A 20,676-nucleotide genomic window follows, 5' to 3' on the forward strand; every position below is an offset into this window, starting at 1 on the left:
TAAGTAAAAGTAAAAAAAATGACTCAAACCTATCTTTTAGAATGGATGGATTTAACGGTGACTTCTACCCTTAATCCTAATAAAACGGATCTTGCGATGATTACTCCAATACAATCACGAGCGATTATTAAGAAAGCCACTCAGCAAACTTTTTTGATTCAGTCACAATTTACTGTACAAGTTTTTTCGCTTACCAATGAGAAGCAGATTAAAATTCTTGTTGGAAATTATTATTCAGCATTGTTATTTCTGTTAGATAAAATAAAAGAAATAAATGGGAGTAATGATTTGGATAGGGATAATCTAAAGGAAGTTACAGCTACTTTAATTTCCTGCCTAGATGAATTAATAAGCTTTGTAGAATCAAGATTTGCGAACTACTTAGGCACTGCACCTTTTCCAGTTATGGAGAGAAAAACAGATAGACTTACTGCAATGAATAATCCATCGAGTAAAGTTTTATGTAAACTTTCAACTGATCAGACAGCATTAATACTTAGGGCATCTGATGAATTGAAAATTCTTATTTCAAAATCAATGAATCATTTATTTAAAACAATTGTTCCATTTCTTTCCACTCCAAATAAAGTAAATCTTTCTTATGACGCGATGCGTAGCAAAGCTTACGTAGCCGAAGAAAGAGATAAGGAGATAGCCATTGAAACATTGGAACGAATGATTGAACAGATCAAAGAATATTAACGAACTAATAATTTAATACTTAAAAACATGAAAAAGCTACCCTGCATTTTAACCACAGCGATGCTGATGATGATAAGCTGCCAACCTCAAAAGTTAGATAAGAAATTAGCAACTACTCTTATTTTAGAAAAGGATGTTTATCCTAAGATTGTGGACCATGATATTTTCTGTAATGATCCAACGCATGCTTATACTATTCTTAAATCTGGGCTTGTAGAAAAAGGGTTTGTAAAAGTACTTCAAAGCAAGAAAATTGGAGATACGACTTCTTTTGTGAGTTTTACTCCCGCTGCAAGGCCTTATTTGTTACCTACACCCAAAGATGATAAAATAAGTAAAATTCAACGTGTAAAAGTAGGAGATGAAGAATTTGGAGGAATTGAAGAAATCAGAATTATGAGTTCTGGAAATAAGGCCATTGTAAATTATAATACAATCAGAAGAAAAAATGATTTTGCTACTGCTATGAAAAATGTCTTGAGAGATACGGTGAATCATGAAGTGTACTTTATACGAACAGATAATGGTTGGCAACTAATGGATAATAAGTCAGAAATTGAATTTTTATCATTTTAGAATAGAAATAGGAACCCTAAAAATAGTTTAGTTCATCATAAAATTAGCCTCCCACTCGGGAGGCTTTTATTTTTTCTACATTTTTTTATTTTTTTTCTCCCTGATTTTACTGAGTGTACAACGAGGTACAATTGGGGTACAACAAAAAGCTGGACTTGTAGTAGTTTATTTCCTAATGTTTCTTTGCCTTGTAATGATGAAAATCCTGATTTGAAATTATTTCATCTATCGGGGTTTTGAGAAACTAATGTAGAACGATAAAATGATGAGCGTATGTTTACAAACATTTCATGGGGCAATTACATACTTGTAGTTGTACTGCTATTGGTAAGTTGGTATTTATTTGTTGGGTTACGATTTTATTTTGATGAACTCAAAGGTATTACCACAGGAAAGCGGAAACTTCAATTCCGTAGGTTAGGGGAGCTAAATTATGGAGACTTCCAATCGGAGTTAAATTATCAGGATTCCTCTGAGATGGCTTTAGACCAATCTTCTCTTGGAGAATTTGACGCTACGTTTCAAGACGTTGATACACTTGTAGAACAACTAAAAAATTTTATCGCAGATGCGAAAAAAAGAAAACTAGCCAGACAAGAAGTACTGGACTACATCCAATTATTTTTTAAACAATATCCCTCTGTAAAAGATTCTGCGTTTCGTTCGGCTGTGAATGAACTAATTGTGACAGAATGCCAAACACTAGATGCTATAAGTATGTCCCAGGCGGAAGTGGACAGTTTGTGGAATTAGGAAAACTAAAATTACATAGCGGAGGAAATACCCTTGTCCGTCCTGATGCGGTATGGCTTATGTGACATGAAAGTGGAGTGTGACAACGGCAATTTCCTCCGTTTTATCAGAATTTTTAAACTTCAAAATAGTGAGCGATGAAAAAATGGAAGTGGAATTTTAAAAAGTTTATTGGAGGAAAATCATCTGTTATATGTGCGCTTTTAGTACAAATCTTTATGGTAATAAGCTATGAGGTCTATGCCCAAGATGGACTTGCAGGAATTAATGAGGCTAACCAGCAAGTACGAAGTTATTTTGATGCAGGAACAGAACTCATGTATGCTGTTGGAGCAATATTAGGGTTGATAGGAGCAGTGAAGGTGTATCAGAAATGGAATGCTGGAGATCCTGACACGGGTAAAGTTGCAGCAGCGTGGTTTGGCAGTTGTGTTTTTCTGGTAGTAGTTGCTACAGTAATTAAATCCTTCTTTGGAATTTAAGTATATAATGCCATGTCAAATAGTGTATATCAAATCAACAAGGGAATTAATCAAAGTATAGAATTTAAGGGATTAAAAGCACAATACATCTGGTATTTGGGAGGGGGAGTGATCGCTTTAATGATACTCTTTGCGATTATGTATATAGCAGGTTTACCTTCATTTATCTGCATTGGAATAATTGGTATTTCGGGAACATTATGGGTTTTGAAAATATATAAAATGAGCCATAAATATGGAGAACATGGCATGATGAAAGCGTTAGCAAAAAGACAGATTCCTAAAGCAGTTAAATTCCAGAGCAGAAAGATATTTATGATGCGAAAATGAGATTTATTTCAAAGTAAGGGACTGGTAAAAAAGATGAACATGGAAAAGATGATAGATGATATTTTACCAATTATGGATGTAGAGCATGACTGTATTCTATCCAAGCAAGGGGATGTGACGGTAGTATTCAAGGCGGAATTACCTGAGATATTTACTTTGTCAGATCAGGAATACGAAGCATTTCATCAGGCATGGCTTAAAGCCATAAAGTTGCTTCCCAAGTTTAGTGTATTTCACAAACAGGACTGGTTTATTGATAGTAAGTTTGAGGCAGATTTCACAAGCGAAGACTCCAGTTTCCTGACCCGAAGTAGTGAGCATTTTTTTAATGAACGTCCCTTTTTGGACCATTCGTGTTACATTTTCCTGACCAAAAAACCAGCAGGCAGAAAAACTTCTAGTTCTTTATTTTCCAATTTACTTAGAAGTTCTATAGTGCCAGAAGAAACATTAAAGGCACAGTTACGTCAGGAGTTTGTTGATAGTACGGGACAGTTCAGACGTATATTGGAAGATAGTGGTTTTGTGAAACTCACTCGCCTTGGCAATGAGGATCTTCGAAGTCATAGCAGAAAGATTGGAATCATTGAACGCTATTGTTTCCTTTCTGAAAAGGAAAACTCATTTGTATATAAGGATATTGCTTTTGATGATGGTTTGCAGATTGGAGACAAGCATTGTCAAATTTATACTTTAGGAGATGCTGCCGATCTGCCTGCTCTTTGTGGCTCTCGAATTAATTATGATCGATATTCAACCGATAAGACAAAATTTAGTATCGGTTTTTCCTCAACACTAGGGCAATTGTTATCCTGTAATCACATCTATAATCAATATATTTTTATAGAGGATTTTCAGAAAACTTTGCGAAAACTAGAGAGTAAAAGACTGCGGTTACAATCCTTATCTGCTTATAGCAGAGAGAATCTTATTGCCCGTGATGCGACCAATGATTTTCTTAATGAAGCTATCGGTCAGCAACGGCTTCCTGTCAAAGCACATTTTAATGTGCTCTTATGGACGGATAACAAAGAAGAACTCAAAGATCTAAAGAACAAAGTTTCTTCAGCACTGACACAGATGGATGCTGCTGCAAAGCAAGAAACAGTGGGAGTGGCACAAATATTTTGGGCAGGCATTCCTGGAAATGCAGCAGATTTCCCCATGAATGACACCTTTGATACATTTACAGAACAAGCTACCTGTTTTTTGAATCTGGAAACAGGGTATCGTTCTTCACTTAGTCCTTTTGGCATTCGCTTAGGAGATCGTTTGACTGGCAAACCGGTTCATGTAGATATCAGTGATGAACCAATGAGAATGGGGATTTGCACTAATCGTAACAAATTTATTCTTGGCCCATCAGGAAGTGGAAAATCCTTTTTTACCAACCATATGGTTAGAAGTTACTATGAACAGGGAACGCATGTTGTACTTGTTGATGTGGGGCACAGTTACAAAGGATTATGTGATATGGTGGGAGGGTATTATTTCACTTATGATGAAAAGAACCCTATTCGATTCAATCCATTTTATATCAGTGAGGGAGATACTCTAGATACCGAGAAAAAAGAAAGTATTAAAACATTGTTATTGGCTTTATGGAAAAAAGACAATGAAACATTCAATCGAAGTGAATATGTGGCATTGTCCAACGCACTACAGTTGTACTATGAAAAGTTAGAAAGTAATTCTGATTTATTTCCCTGTTTTGATAGTTTTTATGAATTTCTAAAGAATGATTTTGTAACCATATTGGAAGGAGATAAGGTAAAGGAAAAAGATTTCGATGTGAATAATTTCTTGTATGTATTACGTCCCTATTACAAAGGAGGAGAATTTGATTACCTCCTTAATGCTACCGAAAATCTAGATTTATTAAAAGAACGTTTCATCGTTTTTGAACTCGATAATATCAAAGACCATCCCATACTTTTTCCTGTGGTTACTATTATCATTATGGAAGTATTTATTAGCAAGATGCGTAAGTTAAAAGGTATTAGAAAAATGATACTTATTGAGGAAGCATGGAAGGCTATAGCCAAGGAAGGTATGGCTGAGTATATTAAATATTTATTCAAGACTGTGCGTAAATTTTTTGGTGAAGCCATTGTAGTTACGCAAGAAGTAGAAGATATTATTTCTTCTCCAGTTGTAAAGCAAGCCATTATTAATAACAGTGATTGTAAAATATTATTGGACCAAAGTAAGTACCAGAATAAATTTGAACAAATACAAGAACTACTGGGACTTACAGATAAAGAAAAGGCACTCGTGCTTTCTGTCAATAAGGCGAATGATCCTGATAAGAAATACAAAGAAGTATTTATCTCACTCGGAGGAATGCAATCAAAAGTATATCGCACAGAGGTATCTCTCGAAGAGTATTTAGCCTATACCACCGAAGAAACCGAAAAAGTAAAAGTGCAGGCGTATGCTAAAAAGTTTGATGGAGATATCAAAAAAGGAATTGCCGCACTTGCTATGGATATGAGGAATGGGAACTAAACGACACTAATTATGAAAACAAAAAAGAATATGACGATCTGCTTGTTGTGCATTTTACTGATTAGCACTCCTGTATGGCCAGCAGAAAAGACAGTAGCAATACCAATTTTAGAGATGGTAAAAGCGGTTGCGAAGAAGGTAATTAAGGCAATAGATCTTAGGATACAAAAGCTACAGAACAAAACAATCTGGTTGCAAAATGCACAGAAGAAAATTGAAAATATTTTATCCAATTTGAAATTGGATGAGATTTCTGATTGGACACAGAAACAAAAAGACCTCTACAAGGATTATTATGAGGAATTAGCAAAAGTTAAATCCATCATTACCTATTACCAGCGTATCAAAGATCTTAGCCAAAAACAAATTCGTTTGGTCGATGAATATGAAAGAACCTGGAACTTGTTTCAAAAGGATGCTCATTTTAACGCAAATGAATTGGATTATATGAACCGCGTGTATTCTGGAATATTGAATGAAAGTCTAAAAAATATCGATCAAATATTTTTAGTTCTTGATTCTTTTACTACCCAGATGAGTGATGCCAAGAGAATAGAAATCATCAATGGTGCTGCAGACCAAATCGATGCTAATTATGATGATCTGACACTCTTTAATAAACAGAACATTTTGCTGAGTCTTCAAAGAGCCAAAACGCAACATGATGTCAAATCGGTTAAGAAATTTTACGGAATTCCGTAATAAATAAAAAAATCATGAAAAAGATATTTTTACTGTTGCTTTTTGCCGCACTCTTCACTTGTAATATTCAGGCACAGGCAAAACAACAAAGGATGCTTTTACAACAAATTGCAGCGCTTCAAGTGTATATAGGTTATGCTCAAAAAGGGTATTCAGTAGCCAAAAAAGGACTAGGAGCTATTAATGATTTTAAACGAGGAGAATTTAATCTTCATAAGGGGTATCTCACTTCACTTAAGAGTGTCAACCCAAAAATAAAAAAGTATGCTAAAGTTACAGAAATAATAGCACTTCATATAAAAATCATAAAAAACTCCAATAAGATATATCTGCAAATCCAGCAGGATGATTTATTCCATGGAGATGAAGTTGACTATATCCAAAGGGTATTTGAGAGGTTGATTGAAAATTGTGATACTAATATGGATGAACTATTGACAATTGTTTTGGACGGAAAATTAGAGTTGAAAGACGATGAGCGCATTAAACGTATTGATACCATCTATCAAAACATGCTCGATAACTACACTTTCTCTGAAAGTTTTAGTAATCAAATCAAACTAATGGCTTTATCAAAAGTTAAGGAATTAAAAGAGGCTAAAACCAGCCGTGTCTTGCGCGGCATATACTGATAGACCATGAAAAAGATACTGATTATAGGAATTGTATGTGTTGTTTTAATGCTCCCTTCCAAAGTAACTGCCCAAAAACAGGAAATCCAGCAATTGATTTTAAACATCGAAAAATTGACCCAATTCAAACAAATCCTTAGGGATATGAAAAAGGGTTATGAAATGCTCAGCGGTGGTTACAATACAGTGAAAGATTTATCCAAAGGAAATTTTAGTCTTCATGAGACATTTCTTGATGCGCTTATGCAAGTTAGTCCCACAGTTCGAAATTATAGACGTATTGGCGATATAGTCAATTATCAGATGCAATTGGTAAAAGAATATAAGTCCGCCTTTGGTCGCTTTAGAGACAGTGAAAGTTTCAATGCTGAGGAAATCGCTTATTTAGAAAGAGTGTACGATAATTTATTCAAACAGAGTCTTAGAAATATTGAGGAGCTTACTACAGTTGTCACAGCAAATAAAATGCGAATGTCAGATGACGAACGATTAGCATCCATTGACAAAATATATGCAGATATGCAGGACAAGCTTATGTTTCTCAGAAACTTCAATAACAATACTTCAGTACTGGCTTTGCAACGTGCTAAGGAGCGTAATGATGTAAATACAATGCGCAACATGTATAATAAATAACTAAATATTCATTGTTATGATAAAGATAAATAAGGGAGCATTATTTGTTTCGCTAGGTTTTTTGTTGCCTTTTGTTAGCCAGGCACAGGGAATTGCGGACGATATGAACAGCCTGCATAGCGTATTAGATAAGTTGTATGATGAGATGATGCCTTTATGCAATAACCTACTGGGAGTAGGACAAGGACTTGCTGGTTTTGCCGCTATTTGGTATATCTCCTCTAGAGTGTGGAGACATATAGCCAGCGCAGAACCTATAGACTTTTATCCGCTCTTTCGTCCTTTTGTGATTGGATTTTGTATCATGATTTTCCCTTCGGTATTGTATATGATTAATGGAGTGATGAAACCTACTGTAACAGCAACTGCTGCAATGGTGGAAGGATCAAACAAAGCTATCGAACGATTACTCAAAGAAAAAGAAGAAGCACTCAAGGGAACTGATCCCTGGAAAATGTATGTGGGTTCAACAGGAGAAGGCAATCGAGCAGAATGGTACAAATATACTCATCCTACTGAGGATCCTACTAAAGAAGGAATACTTAGTGGTATTGGAAATGATGTCAAATTTGCCATGTCTAAAGCTTCTTATAATTTCAAACATTCTGTTAAAGAATGGATGAGCGAAGTACTTCGGGTATTATTTGAAGCTGCTTCGCTTTGCATCGATACCCTGCGAACGTTTCAATTGGTGGTGCTTTCTATTCTAGGTCCGTTGGTTTTTGGAATATCAGTTTTCGATGGTTTCCAACATACTCTTACAGTTTGGTTGGCGCGCTATATCAATATTTATTTATGGCTTCCTGTCGCCAATATATTCGGCAGTATTATAGGTAAGATTCAAGAGAATATGATAAAAATCGATATTGGACAAGTCAATGAAGAGGGGGATACTTTTTTTAGCAGTACCGACGCTGCTTATTTAGTATTTATGATTATTGGGATTGTGGGCTATTTTACCGTTCCCTCTGTTGCTAACTATATTGTTCATGCAGGCGGTGGTGGTGCATTGGGACAAAAAGTAACTAGCATCTTTAGTAACTCTACTAGTTCCGCGATTGGCACAGTTTCCCAAGGAGCTGGTATGGCAGCAGATGCAATGGGCAATGCCGCTGGACGAATATCTCAAAGTATGTCAAGTTCTGGAAATACATCTCCTTATTTTAAAGATAAGGAAAGCTACATGGGGAATAAATTAAAAGGCAATTCCTAATCTCTAAATAAAAGTATCATGTTTAGTAAAATGAAAAATATTGACACTGCCTTTCGACATGTTCGAGGTTTTACGATGCTGGTAATTATTGGTTGTATTTTAATTAGTTGTTTTTCGCTCTACAAAAGTTTCACTCTAGTATCGCAAATGCAGAATAATGTTTACATATTGGCAAATGGCAAAGCATTGGAAGCTTATGCTTCTGATCGGAAAGACAACATACCCATCGAAGCACGGGACCATGTAAAGACATTCCATCAATTCTTTTTTACCCTTGACCCCGATGATAAAGTAATCAAAAGTAATGTTACCAAGGCGCTTTATTTGGCTGACGAGAGTGCAAAACGAATCTATGATGATTTAAAAGAGAATGGTTATTACTCTGGTATCATATCAGGCAATGTCAGTCAAACGATAAAAGTTGATAGCATAACAATAGACATCAATAAATATCCCTATCAATTTCGATGTTATGCTACCCAAAACATTATACGTACTACCAGCATTGCGTATCGGAGTCTGATTACTGAAGGTAATCTTCGAAATGTATCGCGAAGTGATAATAACCCGCATGGCTTTTTGATCGAGCGTTGGAATACGATTGAGAATCGGGATTTAAGTACTGAAAACAGAAAATAATAAACTACTGATTATGAAATTCTCTGATAAAAGGAACAGCCTATGGGAAAAGTTTGATGAGATGAACCTACGAATGCAAAATAAGTGTGCACATTGGTTAGAGCAAAAGACATCACATTTTTCACGATTAAACTGGATTGTAATTCTGTTCAGTTTTATAATATGTACTGGTAGTTGTAGCATCTATTTAATTGTGACTAGTTTTTCAAATAATAGCACTAAAAATATAACTATAGTTCCAATTACTAAACCAAATAATTCTATTTTCTTAAGGGGTAAGTCTACTTCATTAAAGGAAATTACGAGTAAAGCTGAACTGGAAAGAATTATAGAATTTCGAAGGTATTTAGATAGTCTTGGCCGCAGTCCAACAGGAAAAAAAATGTATGACAGCATTGTACAATACCGTCCCGGGCTTCTGGATAGTTTAGAGATACTAGAAAACTATTATAATTCAAACTTTTAAAATAGATATCATGGAACAAAAAGAAAAATCATTAAAAGTACTAAAGCAACGTAAGATGCTACTGATATTGCCAGTATTAGTTTTACCATTTTTAACTGCTATATTTTGGGCATTAGGTGGTGGGAAAATGGATGCTGCAAATATGGTAATACCAAAGCAAAAAGGGTTTAATATAAAATTGCCCAATGCGAACCTCAAAGAAGGACATGCATTAGACAAAATGAACTACTACGATCTGGCAACTCTTGATTCTGCTAAACTTGATGAGCTTATCAAGAAAGACCCTAACTATTTGAGTCAGTCTTTTCAAATTGATTCTACTGAAGATAGTAGTGCTATTGCTCTGAGAAAAAGACGAGGCGGTTTAAATACATCGGTATATCGTGATCCAAACGAAGAGAAAGTACATCAAAAATTAGAAGCGCTTCAAAAAGCAATCAATGCACCTATATCTGTTCCAGTTCCAAACAGGGATTATTCGAAATACGTAAAATCAACTGAACCTTCAATTCATTCCAAAGATGTAGACAGGCTGGAACAAATGATGGAATCCATGAGTAATGGACAGGATAATCCAGATCCGGAATTGCAACAACTCGGTGGAATGCTGGAAAGTATATTGGATATCCAACATCCTGATAGGGTACAGGATAAACTAAAAAAAGCTTCTGAAGCTCAGCGTGGTCAGGTATTCTCTATTTCTACCAGAGCAGAAGAAATCCCTGTTACGTCTTTACAAAACAAATCACCAGCTGCTACTGAGTCCACACCTAATAGATTTTACTCGGTAGAGGAACCTGAAAACAGAGATTTAATGCAAAATGCTGTGGAAGCGGTGATTCACGAAACACAAACCATTGTAAATGGAGCCACTGTGAAATTGCGACTTCTGAATGACATTTTTATAAGTGGCGTTAAAATCCCAAAAGACAATTTCATGTATGGAGTAGCTTCTTTAAAAGGAGAAAGGTTAACCATCAAGATAAACAGTATTAGATACAACAACTCCTTATTTCCAGTTGATTTGTCTGTTTACGATATGGACGGTCTTATTGGAATTTATATTCCAGGAGCCATTAACCGTGATGTTGCCAAAGCATCTGCTGACCGTTCTATGCAAACTTTAGGCGTTGCAAGTCTTGATGACTCTTGGGGTTCACAGGCAGCTGGAGCCGGAATTGAAGCAGCTAAAAGCTTGTTGAGTAAAAAAGTAAAGATGGTCAAAGTGATTGTAAAGGCTGGTTATCAAGTGCTACTTCGTGATGAGAAACAAAAAGATTCCAATTGAAAACTAAAAATGAAACAGATGAAAAATTTTAATTTATTAATGATGGGTTATCTAGTATTTATGAGTATCGGTGTATTTGCACAAAAGACAAATAGAAATAATCTGTCTAAAATTGAGTCCGATTCTTTACAGATAGCGTACTCCAAAACAACCAATATTGTATTTCCTTTTGCTATTAAAAGTGTTGATAAGGGGAGTTCCGATATACTGGTACAAAAAGCAAAAGGTCTTGAGAATATACTTCAGATTAAAGCAGCACAAAAAGGATTTTTTCAAACTAATCTTACCGTGGTCACTGCTGATGGCAAACTCTATTCTTTCGTATTGAGTTATAATGAAGAGTCTCCACAATTGAATCTTACCTTAAATAAAACAAAACCAACTGAGCAAGAAATCTATTTTTCAGATGAAAGTTTAAACGATCAGGATGTTCAGGAATATTCCAAATTGGCTTTTTACGACAAGAAAAAACTGCGAGGAGAAAAAGAAAGCAACTATGATATAGATTTTGTACTCAACGGAATTTTTATTCGTGATGCTGTAATGTACTACAGGATAAAAATAACAAACAATTCCAACATTAATTATGAAATCAACCAACTTCGTTTTTTCATTCGAGATAGCAAAAAAGTAAAACGAACAGCTTCACAGGAGATTGAAATTACACCAATTTATATATTGAACAATGTGGTTAAAATTGATAGTGAAGAAGAAAACACCTTTGTATTTGCAATTCCAAAATTCACCATTCCGGAGAAAAAATACTTAGCGATACAACTCATGGAACAAAATGGGGGTAGGCATGTTGAATTGCATGTAAAGAACACAAAGCTGGTACAGGTTACTGTACTTCCTAAATTATAATTAGTAATCATTTAAAAAATTGAGTCATGAACGATAAAAATTTTGAATACTTAAAAGACCAGATTAAGTACACCGGTTTCGGTGAAACACTGGAGAATGAATTAAAAGAAAAATTGCAGAAGGAAGAACCTAGTTTTACTTTGAATCATATTGCTAAATATGGTGAGGATACTGCTATGGCTACCTTGAATTTTAAAAAATCGGAACAAAGTGATATGTATTTCTTTAACTCTTATAAAGTAGAATTGCAAAAAGAAAACTCTAAAGAAGCTTTGGAACAAACCTTTTATATTAATAAAGGCAGCAACATTACCATGAAAGAAGCTTTTAATCTTATGGAAGGAAGATCCGTAAATAAGGATTTAACCAATAAAGAAGGAGAACTATACAATGCGTGGGTGCAAATTGATTTTAAACAAACTGACGACACCAATGGTAATTTTAAACTAAATCAATACCATCAAAATTATGGTTACGATTTGGAAGCAACATTAGCCAAACATCCAATTAAGGAATTGGAAAATCCTAAGTACAAAGAAGATTTAATGGATTCTTTGAAAAAGGGAAACCTGCAATCTGCTACTTTTCTGAAAGAGGGTAATGAAATCAAACAGTACATTGAAGCCAGTCCACAATTCAAAACGATCAATGTGTATGATAACAATATGCAGCGTATTGATAACCGTCATTCCAAAGAAGAAAAGCAATCCGAAATAGAGCAGGTATCTGAAAAACGAGGCGCCAAAAAGCAAATCCAAAGTGCTGATGACGATGGACCTGAAGCGCCAAAGGAAGATAAGAGGAAAAGGAAAAGCCAATCCATGTGATCATGAATGAACAAGTTCCCGTTAACAGAGTAGAGATGGAATTAAAGCAGTGGCGTTCCAGGGAGGAGCGTTTTAGTAAACTGTTTAATTTCAGTCTTTCCAATAATAGATCGCTGGTTAAAGAAAAACTACATCATTACGAACGCATTGGAACAAAGTATAAAGGAACTAGAAATATTGACGAACGTTTTGCTTTGCAGATGCTCAAGCAGGAGAAGAATAAGATATTAAAGCAACTTTATCCTAATCAATTAGTACGACTTGTTCGTAAACTGGTCGTTGCACCACTTATAGATCAAATCGCAGTACGTAGAAATGAAAAAGAAGAGCAAAAGAACTACCAATCGCTGCACGAACAGGTGCAGCGTATTGGTTTTAAAGATTTGTCAAATCAAATCGATCAGCAAATAAAAGAGGGATACGAGCAATTTACTATTCCGGTTTCCTATTATGTTAATGAAAAGGAACGTCTGCATCATGAATTATCTTTTGCAAAAGACCAGAGCGGACAGTATCAATTTGAAGGTTTTAAAACCACTTTGCAAAATGAATCATGTCCCGAAGAAAACAGGAGTCAGTACTTCAAAATACAGGAAGAAAATTCTATTAATCCAACACAGGCATATAATTTATTAGCAGGACGCGCAGTTCAAAAAGGCAGCTCCTGGATTCAATTAAATTTAAATGATAAAGATGCGAACCACAATCATCGCATTAAAGAATTTCGTCATGATTATGATTATAATCTGGAAAAAACGATACAGCAACTACCATTAAAGGAATTGTCAAACAAAACGAATACATACAAATTACAAGATGCTTTAAGAGAAGGGAACAGGCAGTCCGTAACCTTACTTAAAAATGGGAATGAACTTCAATTTTACATTGAAGCAAATCCTCAGTTTAAATCAGTAAACATTTATGATGGGCAGTTGAAGAAAATATCGATGACAACGGCTTTGAATGATAAAACTATAGAAACTGTAAAACAAATAGTAAAAGAGAATGAGAGACCACAAAACAATCATTCCAAACGAAATGGAATGCACATAAATTGATAAACTTGGAAATAATGAAAACGCTACAACCTTTATGTGATTTCTTTAAGGCAATAGAGAAAGATTACAGAATTAGTATCACTCATATTGGGATATATGCTGCATTGTTGCAATATAGAACAAGTAAGGGGGATATTAATCCTATTGAAGTGTATCGTTATGAAATTATGTGGATAGCAAAAATAACAGGGCCGGTAACATACCACAAATGCATGCGTGAATTAAACGAGTATGGATATATTAGGTACGAGCCAAGTCGTAATAGAAAGAGGAGGAGCAAGGTTTATTTTATTTTGCTAGAAGATTGTATTGCAGTATAATTTTTTTAAGAATAGATATTATGGAACAGTTTACATTTGAAGATTTGCCAAATATCATTGGAAAATTATACCGAAAGATTGATAAAATTGAAAAGCTTCTGAAAGTCAAAAATCATAATGATAAAGCCAAGAACGAAGAATTACTAACTATTGAAGGAGCTTCCAAACTTCTAAGTTTGTCTGTAGCCACTATCTATACTAAAGTCTGCAAGAATGAAATACCGGTTAACAAGCAGGGTAAACGTCTTTATTTTTACAAGACAGAATTACTTGAATGGATCAAGTCCGGTCGAATTAAAACTATTTCAGAGATACAGCACGAAGTGGAACTCAAGTTCGATCTGTCTCATAAATCTTCAAAATAATAACTGTATTTATCATATCAAAAAAAAAATACGTAGAATTACCTATTGCAGGTAAATTTAATCTTGTTAAATTAGCTGAGTGTTAGAGCTTTGCAATTTGCGATGCTATCATGACTAATCTTAGTGCTTATGAAAAAAAAATACTTTTATCTACTTATTATTTTCGGAGCAATTCAAATTATGTATGCTCAAGATTCTGAGCCATATGTACCTGCTTTGAAGTATGATCTAAAAACACAAACTCTTTTGGAGAAGGCTGTAATTCCTTTTGATAAAGAATTTAATCTGCATGTAGAAAAAATACCAACTAAAATTGTAAAAAGAGTACAAGCTTTTCAAACAATTTCCAAAGCCGGTATTCGTCAATACAAAGAAAACATATTTAAAGACTGTAATACCAATGAAGTTGTAAGCAAGGTAGTTATGGATGTTGAGTTGCAAATAGATGAAAAATCTGAATATCTCATCATAAAATTTCCCGCTCTCAAACCAAATATTGACTTTGCTGTTCATATTGTTACGGAATTGGATCCTGATAGTAAAAATAACCTGATGCTATTAAACACTGCCTTATCTAGGGGAGGTACTGGAAATATTGAATTCAAGAAAGCGGTCGATGCTACTGTGTATAAGAGCGGTAATTTTGAGCTAAGTTATTTCAGTATGGATTTAAATGGATATACTTCTTTTTACACTACTAAGCTTAAATCTAAATATGACTCTATTAAGAATCTAACAAATTTCAAAACTACAGCAGTCATTAGAGAGACTTCTATACAGGCTTTTGACGGTTCTACAAGTAAAAACGTATGGGAACCTACAGAGGGATTTCTTCTATTAGAAACTTCGAAAAAGAGACAGTTTAGTGATATACTCTTAGGATTTAGGGATATAAATAATGTATTGCTGCCTGATACAGAAAAAACTGTTGCGAATATAAATTCACCGGAACAGCGGCTAGCAAATTTAAAAAACAACATCAAGTATTTTGATGAAGTTCAGAAAAAAATAACTGGAGTAATAGCAAAAGGTCTGACATCATTTACTGTTGGGGGATCAGCTATAAACTTAAACCTGGTTAAAACGGAGGTAGAAACATTTAGAGCACAGCTTCAGGAAAATTATAGTTTGCTGGATTATGTCTGTAAATATATTGATAAAGAAATTACGGCTTCTGATAAAATGAAGCAGGTGCTCTATCTTAGCAGTAGCACCCAATCGGTTGATTTGAAAACGGCAGGAGGGCACATACTTTTCCTTGATGCTGGTTTTGCAAATGTTTTTGCAACGGACCTCAATAATAAAATTACATATATACCAAAATTATATTTAGGTTTTAGTATTTACTTCAGGCCAATAGATAGAAATACAAGACGTGGAAAATTTATATCAGATTTTGATCCTAAGTTAAATAAAGGTTGTGTAGCAGGAAAATATGGACCGGATTATGATATTGTAAGCCATTGGTCCATATGGCAGCATTTATGCTTAAATATTGGGCTAACATTTGGCTCGATGTCAAATATTGATTTTGACAATTTTTACAATAGTAACTCACTTCTTATTGGGCCGGGATATCGTTTTGCACAAGTCCTTAAAATAAGTGGAGGTGTAGCTTTATTAAAAAGAGCGTCGACAAATCCATTAATATCGGATAAGCATATTGCAGCTGGTGCGTATTTGTCCTTATCTGTTGATATTGATTTTTTAAGTAGCATCGAAAAAGTAACTAATCTGGTACTGAAATGAAAAAAATAATTCTATACATCACTGTGTTGATGCTGTCTTCTTGTACAAATGATACCAATATTGATGAGGTATTTACAGATTTTACTGTTAGTGCACAGGAAGTTTCCGCTGATGGTCAATCTACAGTAAATTTAAGTGTTACTCTTAATGGGGACACCGATTCAGACCGAAGAAATGTTGTTTTTAAAACTTCTTCCGGAGTATTTTTACCAGCTGCCGCAGAATCAACTGTAGTCAAATCTGAATATGAAAATGGGAGACTGATCGCAAAAGCAACTTTGAAGGTTTCAACAAAAACAGGAATTATTACCGTCTCAGTAAAGCCTGAATATGACAGTCCAGTTGGTGAATATGTGCTTGAAAAAACTATTACAGCGTTGCCTTCTGTTGCATCCACAATCGACTTACAGTCGTCTGCATTAGGAATTGGATCAAACTATTTGACAGAAGTACAATTTATTGGCAATTTAAGAAATAGTTCAGGTAAATTTGTTTCAAGCGGGCATAAAGTAATTTTTAAGGACTTTCTTTCCGATGGTACGCCTGCTAATGGCAGTTTTCGCGATATACAAGCACAAACTGGTGCAGATTCGAAAGTTTCATGTTATTACGCGGCAGCTCTGTATCCAGTTGGCACGACTATAGAGATAAAATGTATACTTCTGGACGAGAATAATTTACCAAATAACGTATCTGATTCTGTAATTCTAACCATTAACCAATAACATATTTATGGCAAAGTTAAAAGCAAGTCAATTGAAAAACCTTGATTCTGTTCTCATTGAAAAAGACCTTATTCAAATGCTTGAAGAACATTTAAAAAATAATAATATACATGATATTGGCATTGAGTTTATAAAATTCAAACGTAATGATCTGCCTTCAAGCAATAAGAAATCAATTGCTATAGATGGTTGCGGGCCGGGAACGAAAAGACGGCTTGTATGCACTCTAAATGGAAAGTGTGAATATATATGCGTGGATATATAATTTTAACAGCCAATATAAAGTTTAAACAGCCCCATAATTATTTATAATTGAAATTATGGGACTGATTAATAATCGGTTGAAGCAATGGCAATTTGTCTTGTTTTCCTATTTTAAAGTTATTTTTGCCGTTGTATCTCTTTTTTTCTGATTGATTATATGCGAATAAATTTGAGTAGTTTTTACATTTTTATGCCCCAGCATTTTCGATACAGTAAAGATATCTGTCCCTGCTGCTAATTGCAAAGTGGCATAAGTGTGTCGAAAACAATGAAAAGTAAAATGTTTGGTAATTCCTGCATGAGCTAACCATACAGGTAAAACTCGATCTACGTCCCATTTTTTTAGCCCATGGAACACTTTTTTATTAGGTTCTCCTCTTTCGCCGAATGTTTCGTATGCTTCATTTGATATGGGCATTGTTTGCAAACCTTCGGTTTTCTTCTGTTTGAATCTGACATAATAACCATCGTTTTCAATGTATTCTATTTCAGACCATTCTAACTTTGCTATATCTGAATATCTATTTCCGGTTAAAAGGGAAAACTTCGAAATTTTATATACAATGTCTTTGGAACAAGAAGTTGTAAAGAGCTTTTTTGCCTCCTCTAGGGTCAGAAAGTTACGTTGAGACTCCTGTTCTTTAATAGATTCGATACCAGCATTTATATCAGTTCGTAATTTTCCTTCTTTGTAAGCTCTTTTTAGAGTAGCTTTAATCTTATTGTGATATGATAATGCTGTATTTCTAGATAATGTATTTCCATTTTTTCTTAGGCTCTTGGCTTTTAAGAGATAGTCTTTAAAATCGTCAATAAATGTTACAGTAATTTCCTTAAAAGATATATCTCGACCTTCAAGAAAGGCTTCGAAATGAATAATAGAACAGTTCCAAATCTGGTAATTATTTCCCTCTTTTTTATCAGACAATTTTTTAAAATATTTCAAGAATGACCCACGACCAATTTTATGTAATTCTAATTGCTCTTTTTCAAACTGGGAGTACACATCTTCTTTACGTAATTCATTTAGCCTCCTTATTTTGATTAATTCCGCAGTATGCTGGTTTTCTATATTAGAAATTTTCTGAATCTGGTTTTTAGGTTTGTCATAAAGATACAATTTTAGAAATTCCCGTCTGATGTACTGGTTTGTTTCTGTATTTAATATAGGTGGATAAAAATCCAAATAAAGTGATATTCTTCCGTTTGATATCGCTTTTTGTCTCAATGTTACATTACTCTTTTTCATTTTCTCTTGCATTAAATATAATATCGATATCCTTTTTTGCTACATAATTAAATTTGCCAACTGCGTACTTAGCGATTCCTTGCCTTTGGATTAGCATATAAAGAGCTCCTGGTGATATACCAAATTTTTGCTGTATCTGTGTTATAGTATAGCAATTTTCTAATCCAGGAAATTCCTGTACCGGACGAAGTAGAGACTGATCCAGGGGTATAGAGAAGAAGCTATCCAGATCGCATCTTCTGATAACAGTTCTAGATCCAAATTTGGCAATATCAAGTTCGCCGCGCTCGATGAGCCTGTAAATAGTCCTTCTGCTGATGCCGAGCAAATTACTGGCCTGATAAACATCGATGTAATCTTTGGTCTTAATTACTTCAATATTTGGATTTTTAGCAATTTCCGTCTGTCTGTTGCTTTCTGCAATTTTCGACTGCCTAGTCCTTAATTTGTAGGCCTTTGAGCCGCATTTAAGCGAACAGAATTTTGTCTTTGTTGTCTGTGCTGTAAACTCATTTTGGCAGAATTGACAGACTCTTGTAATCTTCATTTTTGAACTCATAGAAATGTGACTTTAAGTGTCCCACTGTGACTATGTGTGTCTCTATGTGCCATCATTTGGCCAAAAAAAAATATTTTTTTGTACCTCGTTTTTTGAGGTACAAATGGGGTACAAATTTAAGCAAAATAAAACATAACAACTAAAAGAAAGGAAAAATAAAAACGAGTTAAAATATTGATAATCAATATTTTAACTCGTTTGTTTGTTGTTGTTTTGCGTTATTTTGTCTATCTATTTTCCGATGCAGAAATTAGCAAAGATGTTTCCAAGTAATTCATCATTTGATACTTGACCAGTTATCAGGCCAAATTGGTATAAAGCTTCACGAATATCTAAAGCCATTAGGTCGCTAGAGAGATTGGTTTCGAGGCCGTATTTTACTTTTTGTATTTCGTCTAGTGCTTTAAGTAACGAATCGTAATGTCTGGTGTTGGTTACAATAGTTTCGTTATTTCGTAATGCTCCAGTATTTACAAAAGAAAGCAAGCGATTTTTTAATTCATCTACACCTATATTTTCTTTTGCTGAGATAGTTTCAAGAGTAACGTTTAGCGGTTCAAGTTGATTATGAATGTTTTGAATTTCCTCTTTAGTAAGTAAATCTACTTTGTTAATTACAACAAGTAGAGGTTTTAAAGGATATTTGTTTTTTACTTTTTCTATTTCGATGATGTACTCAGAACTTTGAGCTTTAAATTTTAAGCTATCAAATAAATAAAGAACAACTTGTGCCTGTTCTATTTTTTCGAAGGTTTTCTTAATTCCGATACTTTCTACATAATCAACAGTTTCACGAATACCAGCTGTATCTATAAAACGGAAACCGATTCCGCCAATAACCAATTCATCTTCGATAGTATCACGAGTTGTTCCTGCAATTTCTGAAACTATGGCGCGTTCTTCGTTTAGTAAAGCATTTAATAAAGTCGATTTTCCAACATTTGGTTCACCAACAATAGCAACGGGAATTCCGTTTTTAATTACATTTCCAACGGCAAAAGAGTCGATTAATCGTTTTAATACAAACTCAATACGATTTAGTAATTCATGAAATTGGGTTCTGTCAGCAAATTCAACATCTTCTTCGGCAAAGTCTAATTCTAGTTCTATAAGCGAAGCAAAATTTAATAATTCCTCACGTAGTTTGGCTATTTCGTTACTAAAACCACCTCGCATTTGTTGCATAGCGATTTGATGTGAAGCTTCATTATCAGATGTGATTAAATCGGCTACAGCTTCGGCTTGTGATAAATCCAGTTTTCCGTTTAAGAATGCACGAAGTGTAAATTCTCCAGGATCTGCCATTCGACAACCTTTACGAAGTAATAGTTGAATTATTTGTTGTTGGATATAAGTAGATCCGTGACATGATATTTCGATAGTATTTTCGCCTGTATAGGAATTTGGTCCTTTAAATACAGAAACCAAAACTTCATCAAGGGTTTTCGAACCATCTATGATATGACCTAAATGTAAGGTATGTGTTTTCTGTTTAGTTAAATCTTTATTTTTAATAGATTGAAAAACACCGCTACCAATTGTAATGGCATCGCTACCCGAAATACGGATTATGGCTATTGCTCCAGCTCCAGATGGTGTTGCTAGTGCTACTATAGAATCTTGATTTATCATGCTGCAAAGGTATAAAAAAAGGCTAGAAGTTCCGAAGAGAAGGATTGTGTAAAATGGATTCTTCTATATAGAATATTATACTTGGTTTTTTAAATTAACCGCAAAGAGTGTTAACGTTTGCACAAAGCTTGTAAAGC

The 20,676-nt window shown here is 34.4% G+C and carries 24 protein-coding genes; 21 read left to right on the plus strand and 3 right to left on the minus strand.

Annotated features, from left to right (window positions below; translation table 11 throughout):
- Positions 1 to 18: 18 nt before the first annotated feature.
- From ACJ6WR_RS16080 to ACJ6WR_RS16180, 21 genes are all read left to right on the plus strand, one after another.
- Positions 19 to 702 carry a hypothetical protein gene (locus ACJ6WR_RS16080; protein WP_409415800.1) on the plus strand — a complete coding sequence of 228 codons (684 nt, stop codon included), beginning with the start codon at positions 19 to 21 and terminating at the stop codon, positions 700 to 702.
- Positions 703 to 729: 27 nt separating this feature from the next.
- Entirely contained in the window at positions 730 to 1,278 is a 549-nt protein-coding gene (locus ACJ6WR_RS16085; protein ID WP_409415801.1) for a hypothetical protein, read from the plus strand.
- A 273-nt stretch (positions 1,279 to 1,551) separates the two neighbouring features.
- Complete coding sequence (locus tag ACJ6WR_RS16090) at positions 1,552 to 2,031, plus strand: hypothetical protein (RefSeq protein ID WP_409415802.1); 480 nt, start codon at positions 1,552 to 1,554, stop codon at positions 2,029 to 2,031.
- A 137-nt stretch (positions 2,032 to 2,168) separates the two neighbouring features.
- Complete coding sequence (locus ACJ6WR_RS16095) at positions 2,169 to 2,513, plus strand: DUF4134 domain-containing protein (protein WP_409415803.1); 345 nt, start codon at positions 2,169 to 2,171, stop codon at positions 2,511 to 2,513.
- Between the two features lie 12 nt (positions 2,514 to 2,525).
- Positions 2,526 to 2,843, plus strand: a complete 318-nt coding sequence (locus ACJ6WR_RS16100; RefSeq protein ID WP_409415804.1) for a DUF4133 domain-containing protein — start codon at positions 2,526 to 2,528, stop codon at positions 2,841 to 2,843.
- Positions 2,844 to 2,882: 39 nt separating this feature from the next.
- Positions 2,883 to 5,351, plus strand: a complete 2,469-nt coding sequence (locus ACJ6WR_RS16105; RefSeq protein ID WP_409415805.1) for a TraG family conjugative transposon ATPase — start codon at positions 2,883 to 2,885, stop codon at positions 5,349 to 5,351.
- A gap of 12 nt (positions 5,352 to 5,363) precedes the next feature.
- Entirely contained in the window at positions 5,364 to 6,053 is a 690-nt protein-coding gene (locus tag ACJ6WR_RS16110) for a conjugal transfer protein TraI (protein WP_409415806.1), read from the plus strand.
- 14 nt (positions 6,054 to 6,067) lie between these two features.
- Positions 6,068 to 6,685 (plus strand): hypothetical protein, encoded by a 618-nt coding sequence (locus tag ACJ6WR_RS16115; protein ID WP_409415807.1) that lies wholly within the window; start codon positions 6,068 to 6,070, stop codon positions 6,683 to 6,685.
- A gap of 6 nt (positions 6,686 to 6,691) precedes the next feature.
- Complete coding sequence (locus tag ACJ6WR_RS16120) at positions 6,692 to 7,321, plus strand: TerB family tellurite resistance protein (protein WP_409415808.1); 630 nt, start codon at positions 6,692 to 6,694, stop codon at positions 7,319 to 7,321.
- 16 nt (positions 7,322 to 7,337) lie between these two features.
- Complete coding sequence (traJ, locus tag ACJ6WR_RS16125) at positions 7,338 to 8,534, plus strand: conjugative transposon protein TraJ (protein ID WP_409415809.1); 1,197 nt, start codon at positions 7,338 to 7,340, stop codon at positions 8,532 to 8,534.
- 30 nt (positions 8,535 to 8,564) lie between these two features.
- The gene (gene traK / locus ACJ6WR_RS16130; RefSeq protein WP_409415810.1) at positions 8,565 to 9,173 is read left to right on the plus strand and encodes a conjugative transposon protein TraK; all 609 of its coding nucleotides are present in this window, start codon (positions 8,565 to 8,567) and stop codon (positions 9,171 to 9,173) included.
- 73 nt (positions 9,174 to 9,246) lie between these two features.
- Positions 9,247 to 9,639, plus strand: a complete 393-nt coding sequence (locus tag ACJ6WR_RS16135) for a hypothetical protein (protein ID WP_409415811.1) — start codon at positions 9,247 to 9,249, stop codon at positions 9,637 to 9,639.
- Positions 9,640 to 9,694: 55 nt separating this feature from the next.
- Entirely contained in the window at positions 9,695 to 10,927 is a 1,233-nt protein-coding gene (gene traM, locus ACJ6WR_RS16140; protein ID WP_409415812.1) for a conjugative transposon protein TraM, read from the plus strand.
- A gap of 18 nt (positions 10,928 to 10,945) precedes the next feature.
- Positions 10,946 to 11,791 (plus strand): conjugative transposon protein TraN, encoded by an 846-nt coding sequence (gene traN, locus ACJ6WR_RS16145; protein WP_409415813.1) that lies wholly within the window; start codon positions 10,946 to 10,948, stop codon positions 11,789 to 11,791.
- A gap of 26 nt (positions 11,792 to 11,817) precedes the next feature.
- Complete coding sequence (locus tag ACJ6WR_RS16150; RefSeq protein WP_409415814.1) at positions 11,818 to 12,618, plus strand: hypothetical protein; 801 nt, start codon at positions 11,818 to 11,820, stop codon at positions 12,616 to 12,618.
- Positions 12,619 to 12,653: 35 nt separating this feature from the next.
- Entirely contained in the window at positions 12,654 to 13,676 is a 1,023-nt protein-coding gene (locus tag ACJ6WR_RS16155) for a hypothetical protein (protein WP_409415815.1), read from the plus strand.
- Between the two features lie 14 nt (positions 13,677 to 13,690).
- The gene (locus ACJ6WR_RS16160; protein WP_409415816.1) at positions 13,691 to 13,996 is read left to right on the plus strand and encodes a hypothetical protein; all 306 of its coding nucleotides are present in this window, start codon (positions 13,691 to 13,693) and stop codon (positions 13,994 to 13,996) included.
- 20 nt (positions 13,997 to 14,016) lie between these two features.
- Entirely contained in the window at positions 14,017 to 14,361 is a 345-nt protein-coding gene (locus ACJ6WR_RS16165) for a helix-turn-helix domain-containing protein (RefSeq protein WP_409415817.1), read from the plus strand.
- Between the two features lie 129 nt (positions 14,362 to 14,490).
- Positions 14,491 to 16,110: a hypothetical protein gene (locus tag ACJ6WR_RS16170; RefSeq protein ID WP_409415818.1), complete on the plus strand. Its 1,620-nt coding sequence runs from the start codon at positions 14,491 to 14,493 to the stop codon at positions 16,108 to 16,110.
- The gene (locus tag ACJ6WR_RS16175) at positions 16,107 to 16,835 is read left to right on the plus strand and encodes a hypothetical protein (protein WP_409415819.1); all 729 of its coding nucleotides are present in this window, start codon (positions 16,107 to 16,109) and stop codon (positions 16,833 to 16,835) included. Before ACJ6WR_RS16170 ends, ACJ6WR_RS16175 begins: the two co-directional genes overlap by 4 nt.
- A gap of 7 nt (positions 16,836 to 16,842) precedes the next feature.
- Entirely contained in the window at positions 16,843 to 17,100 is a 258-nt protein-coding gene (locus tag ACJ6WR_RS16180; protein WP_409415820.1) for a hypothetical protein, read from the plus strand.
- Positions 17,101 to 17,205: 105 nt separating this feature from the next.
- Here the strand turns inward: ACJ6WR_RS16180 and ACJ6WR_RS16185 are convergent, their stop codons facing one another.
- The 3 genes from ACJ6WR_RS16185 to mnmE form a co-directional block, all read right to left on the minus strand.
- Positions 17,206 to 18,348 carry a tyrosine-type recombinase/integrase gene (locus tag ACJ6WR_RS16185; RefSeq protein ID WP_409415821.1) on the minus strand — a complete coding sequence of 381 codons (1,143 nt, stop codon included), beginning with the start codon at positions 18,346 to 18,348 and terminating at the stop codon, positions 17,206 to 17,208.
- Positions 18,335 to 18,907, minus strand: coding sequence for a helix-turn-helix domain-containing protein (locus tag ACJ6WR_RS16190; RefSeq protein WP_409415822.1), 573 nt, complete (start codon positions 18,905 to 18,907; stop codon positions 18,335 to 18,337). The genes ACJ6WR_RS16185 and ACJ6WR_RS16190 overlap by 14 nt, the downstream gene beginning before the upstream one ends.
- 231 nt (positions 18,908 to 19,138) lie before the next feature.
- Positions 19,139 to 20,539 carry a tRNA uridine-5-carboxymethylaminomethyl(34) synthesis GTPase MnmE gene (mnmE, locus tag ACJ6WR_RS16195; RefSeq protein ID WP_409415823.1) on the minus strand — a complete coding sequence of 467 codons (1,401 nt, stop codon included), beginning with the start codon at positions 20,537 to 20,539 and terminating at the stop codon, positions 19,139 to 19,141.
- Positions 20,540 to 20,676: the final 137 nt, after the last annotated feature.

This window comes from Flavobacterium sp. PS2, from assembly GCF_046250155.1.
Classification (GTDB): Bacteria; Bacteroidota; Bacteroidia; order Flavobacteriales; family Flavobacteriaceae; genus Flavobacterium.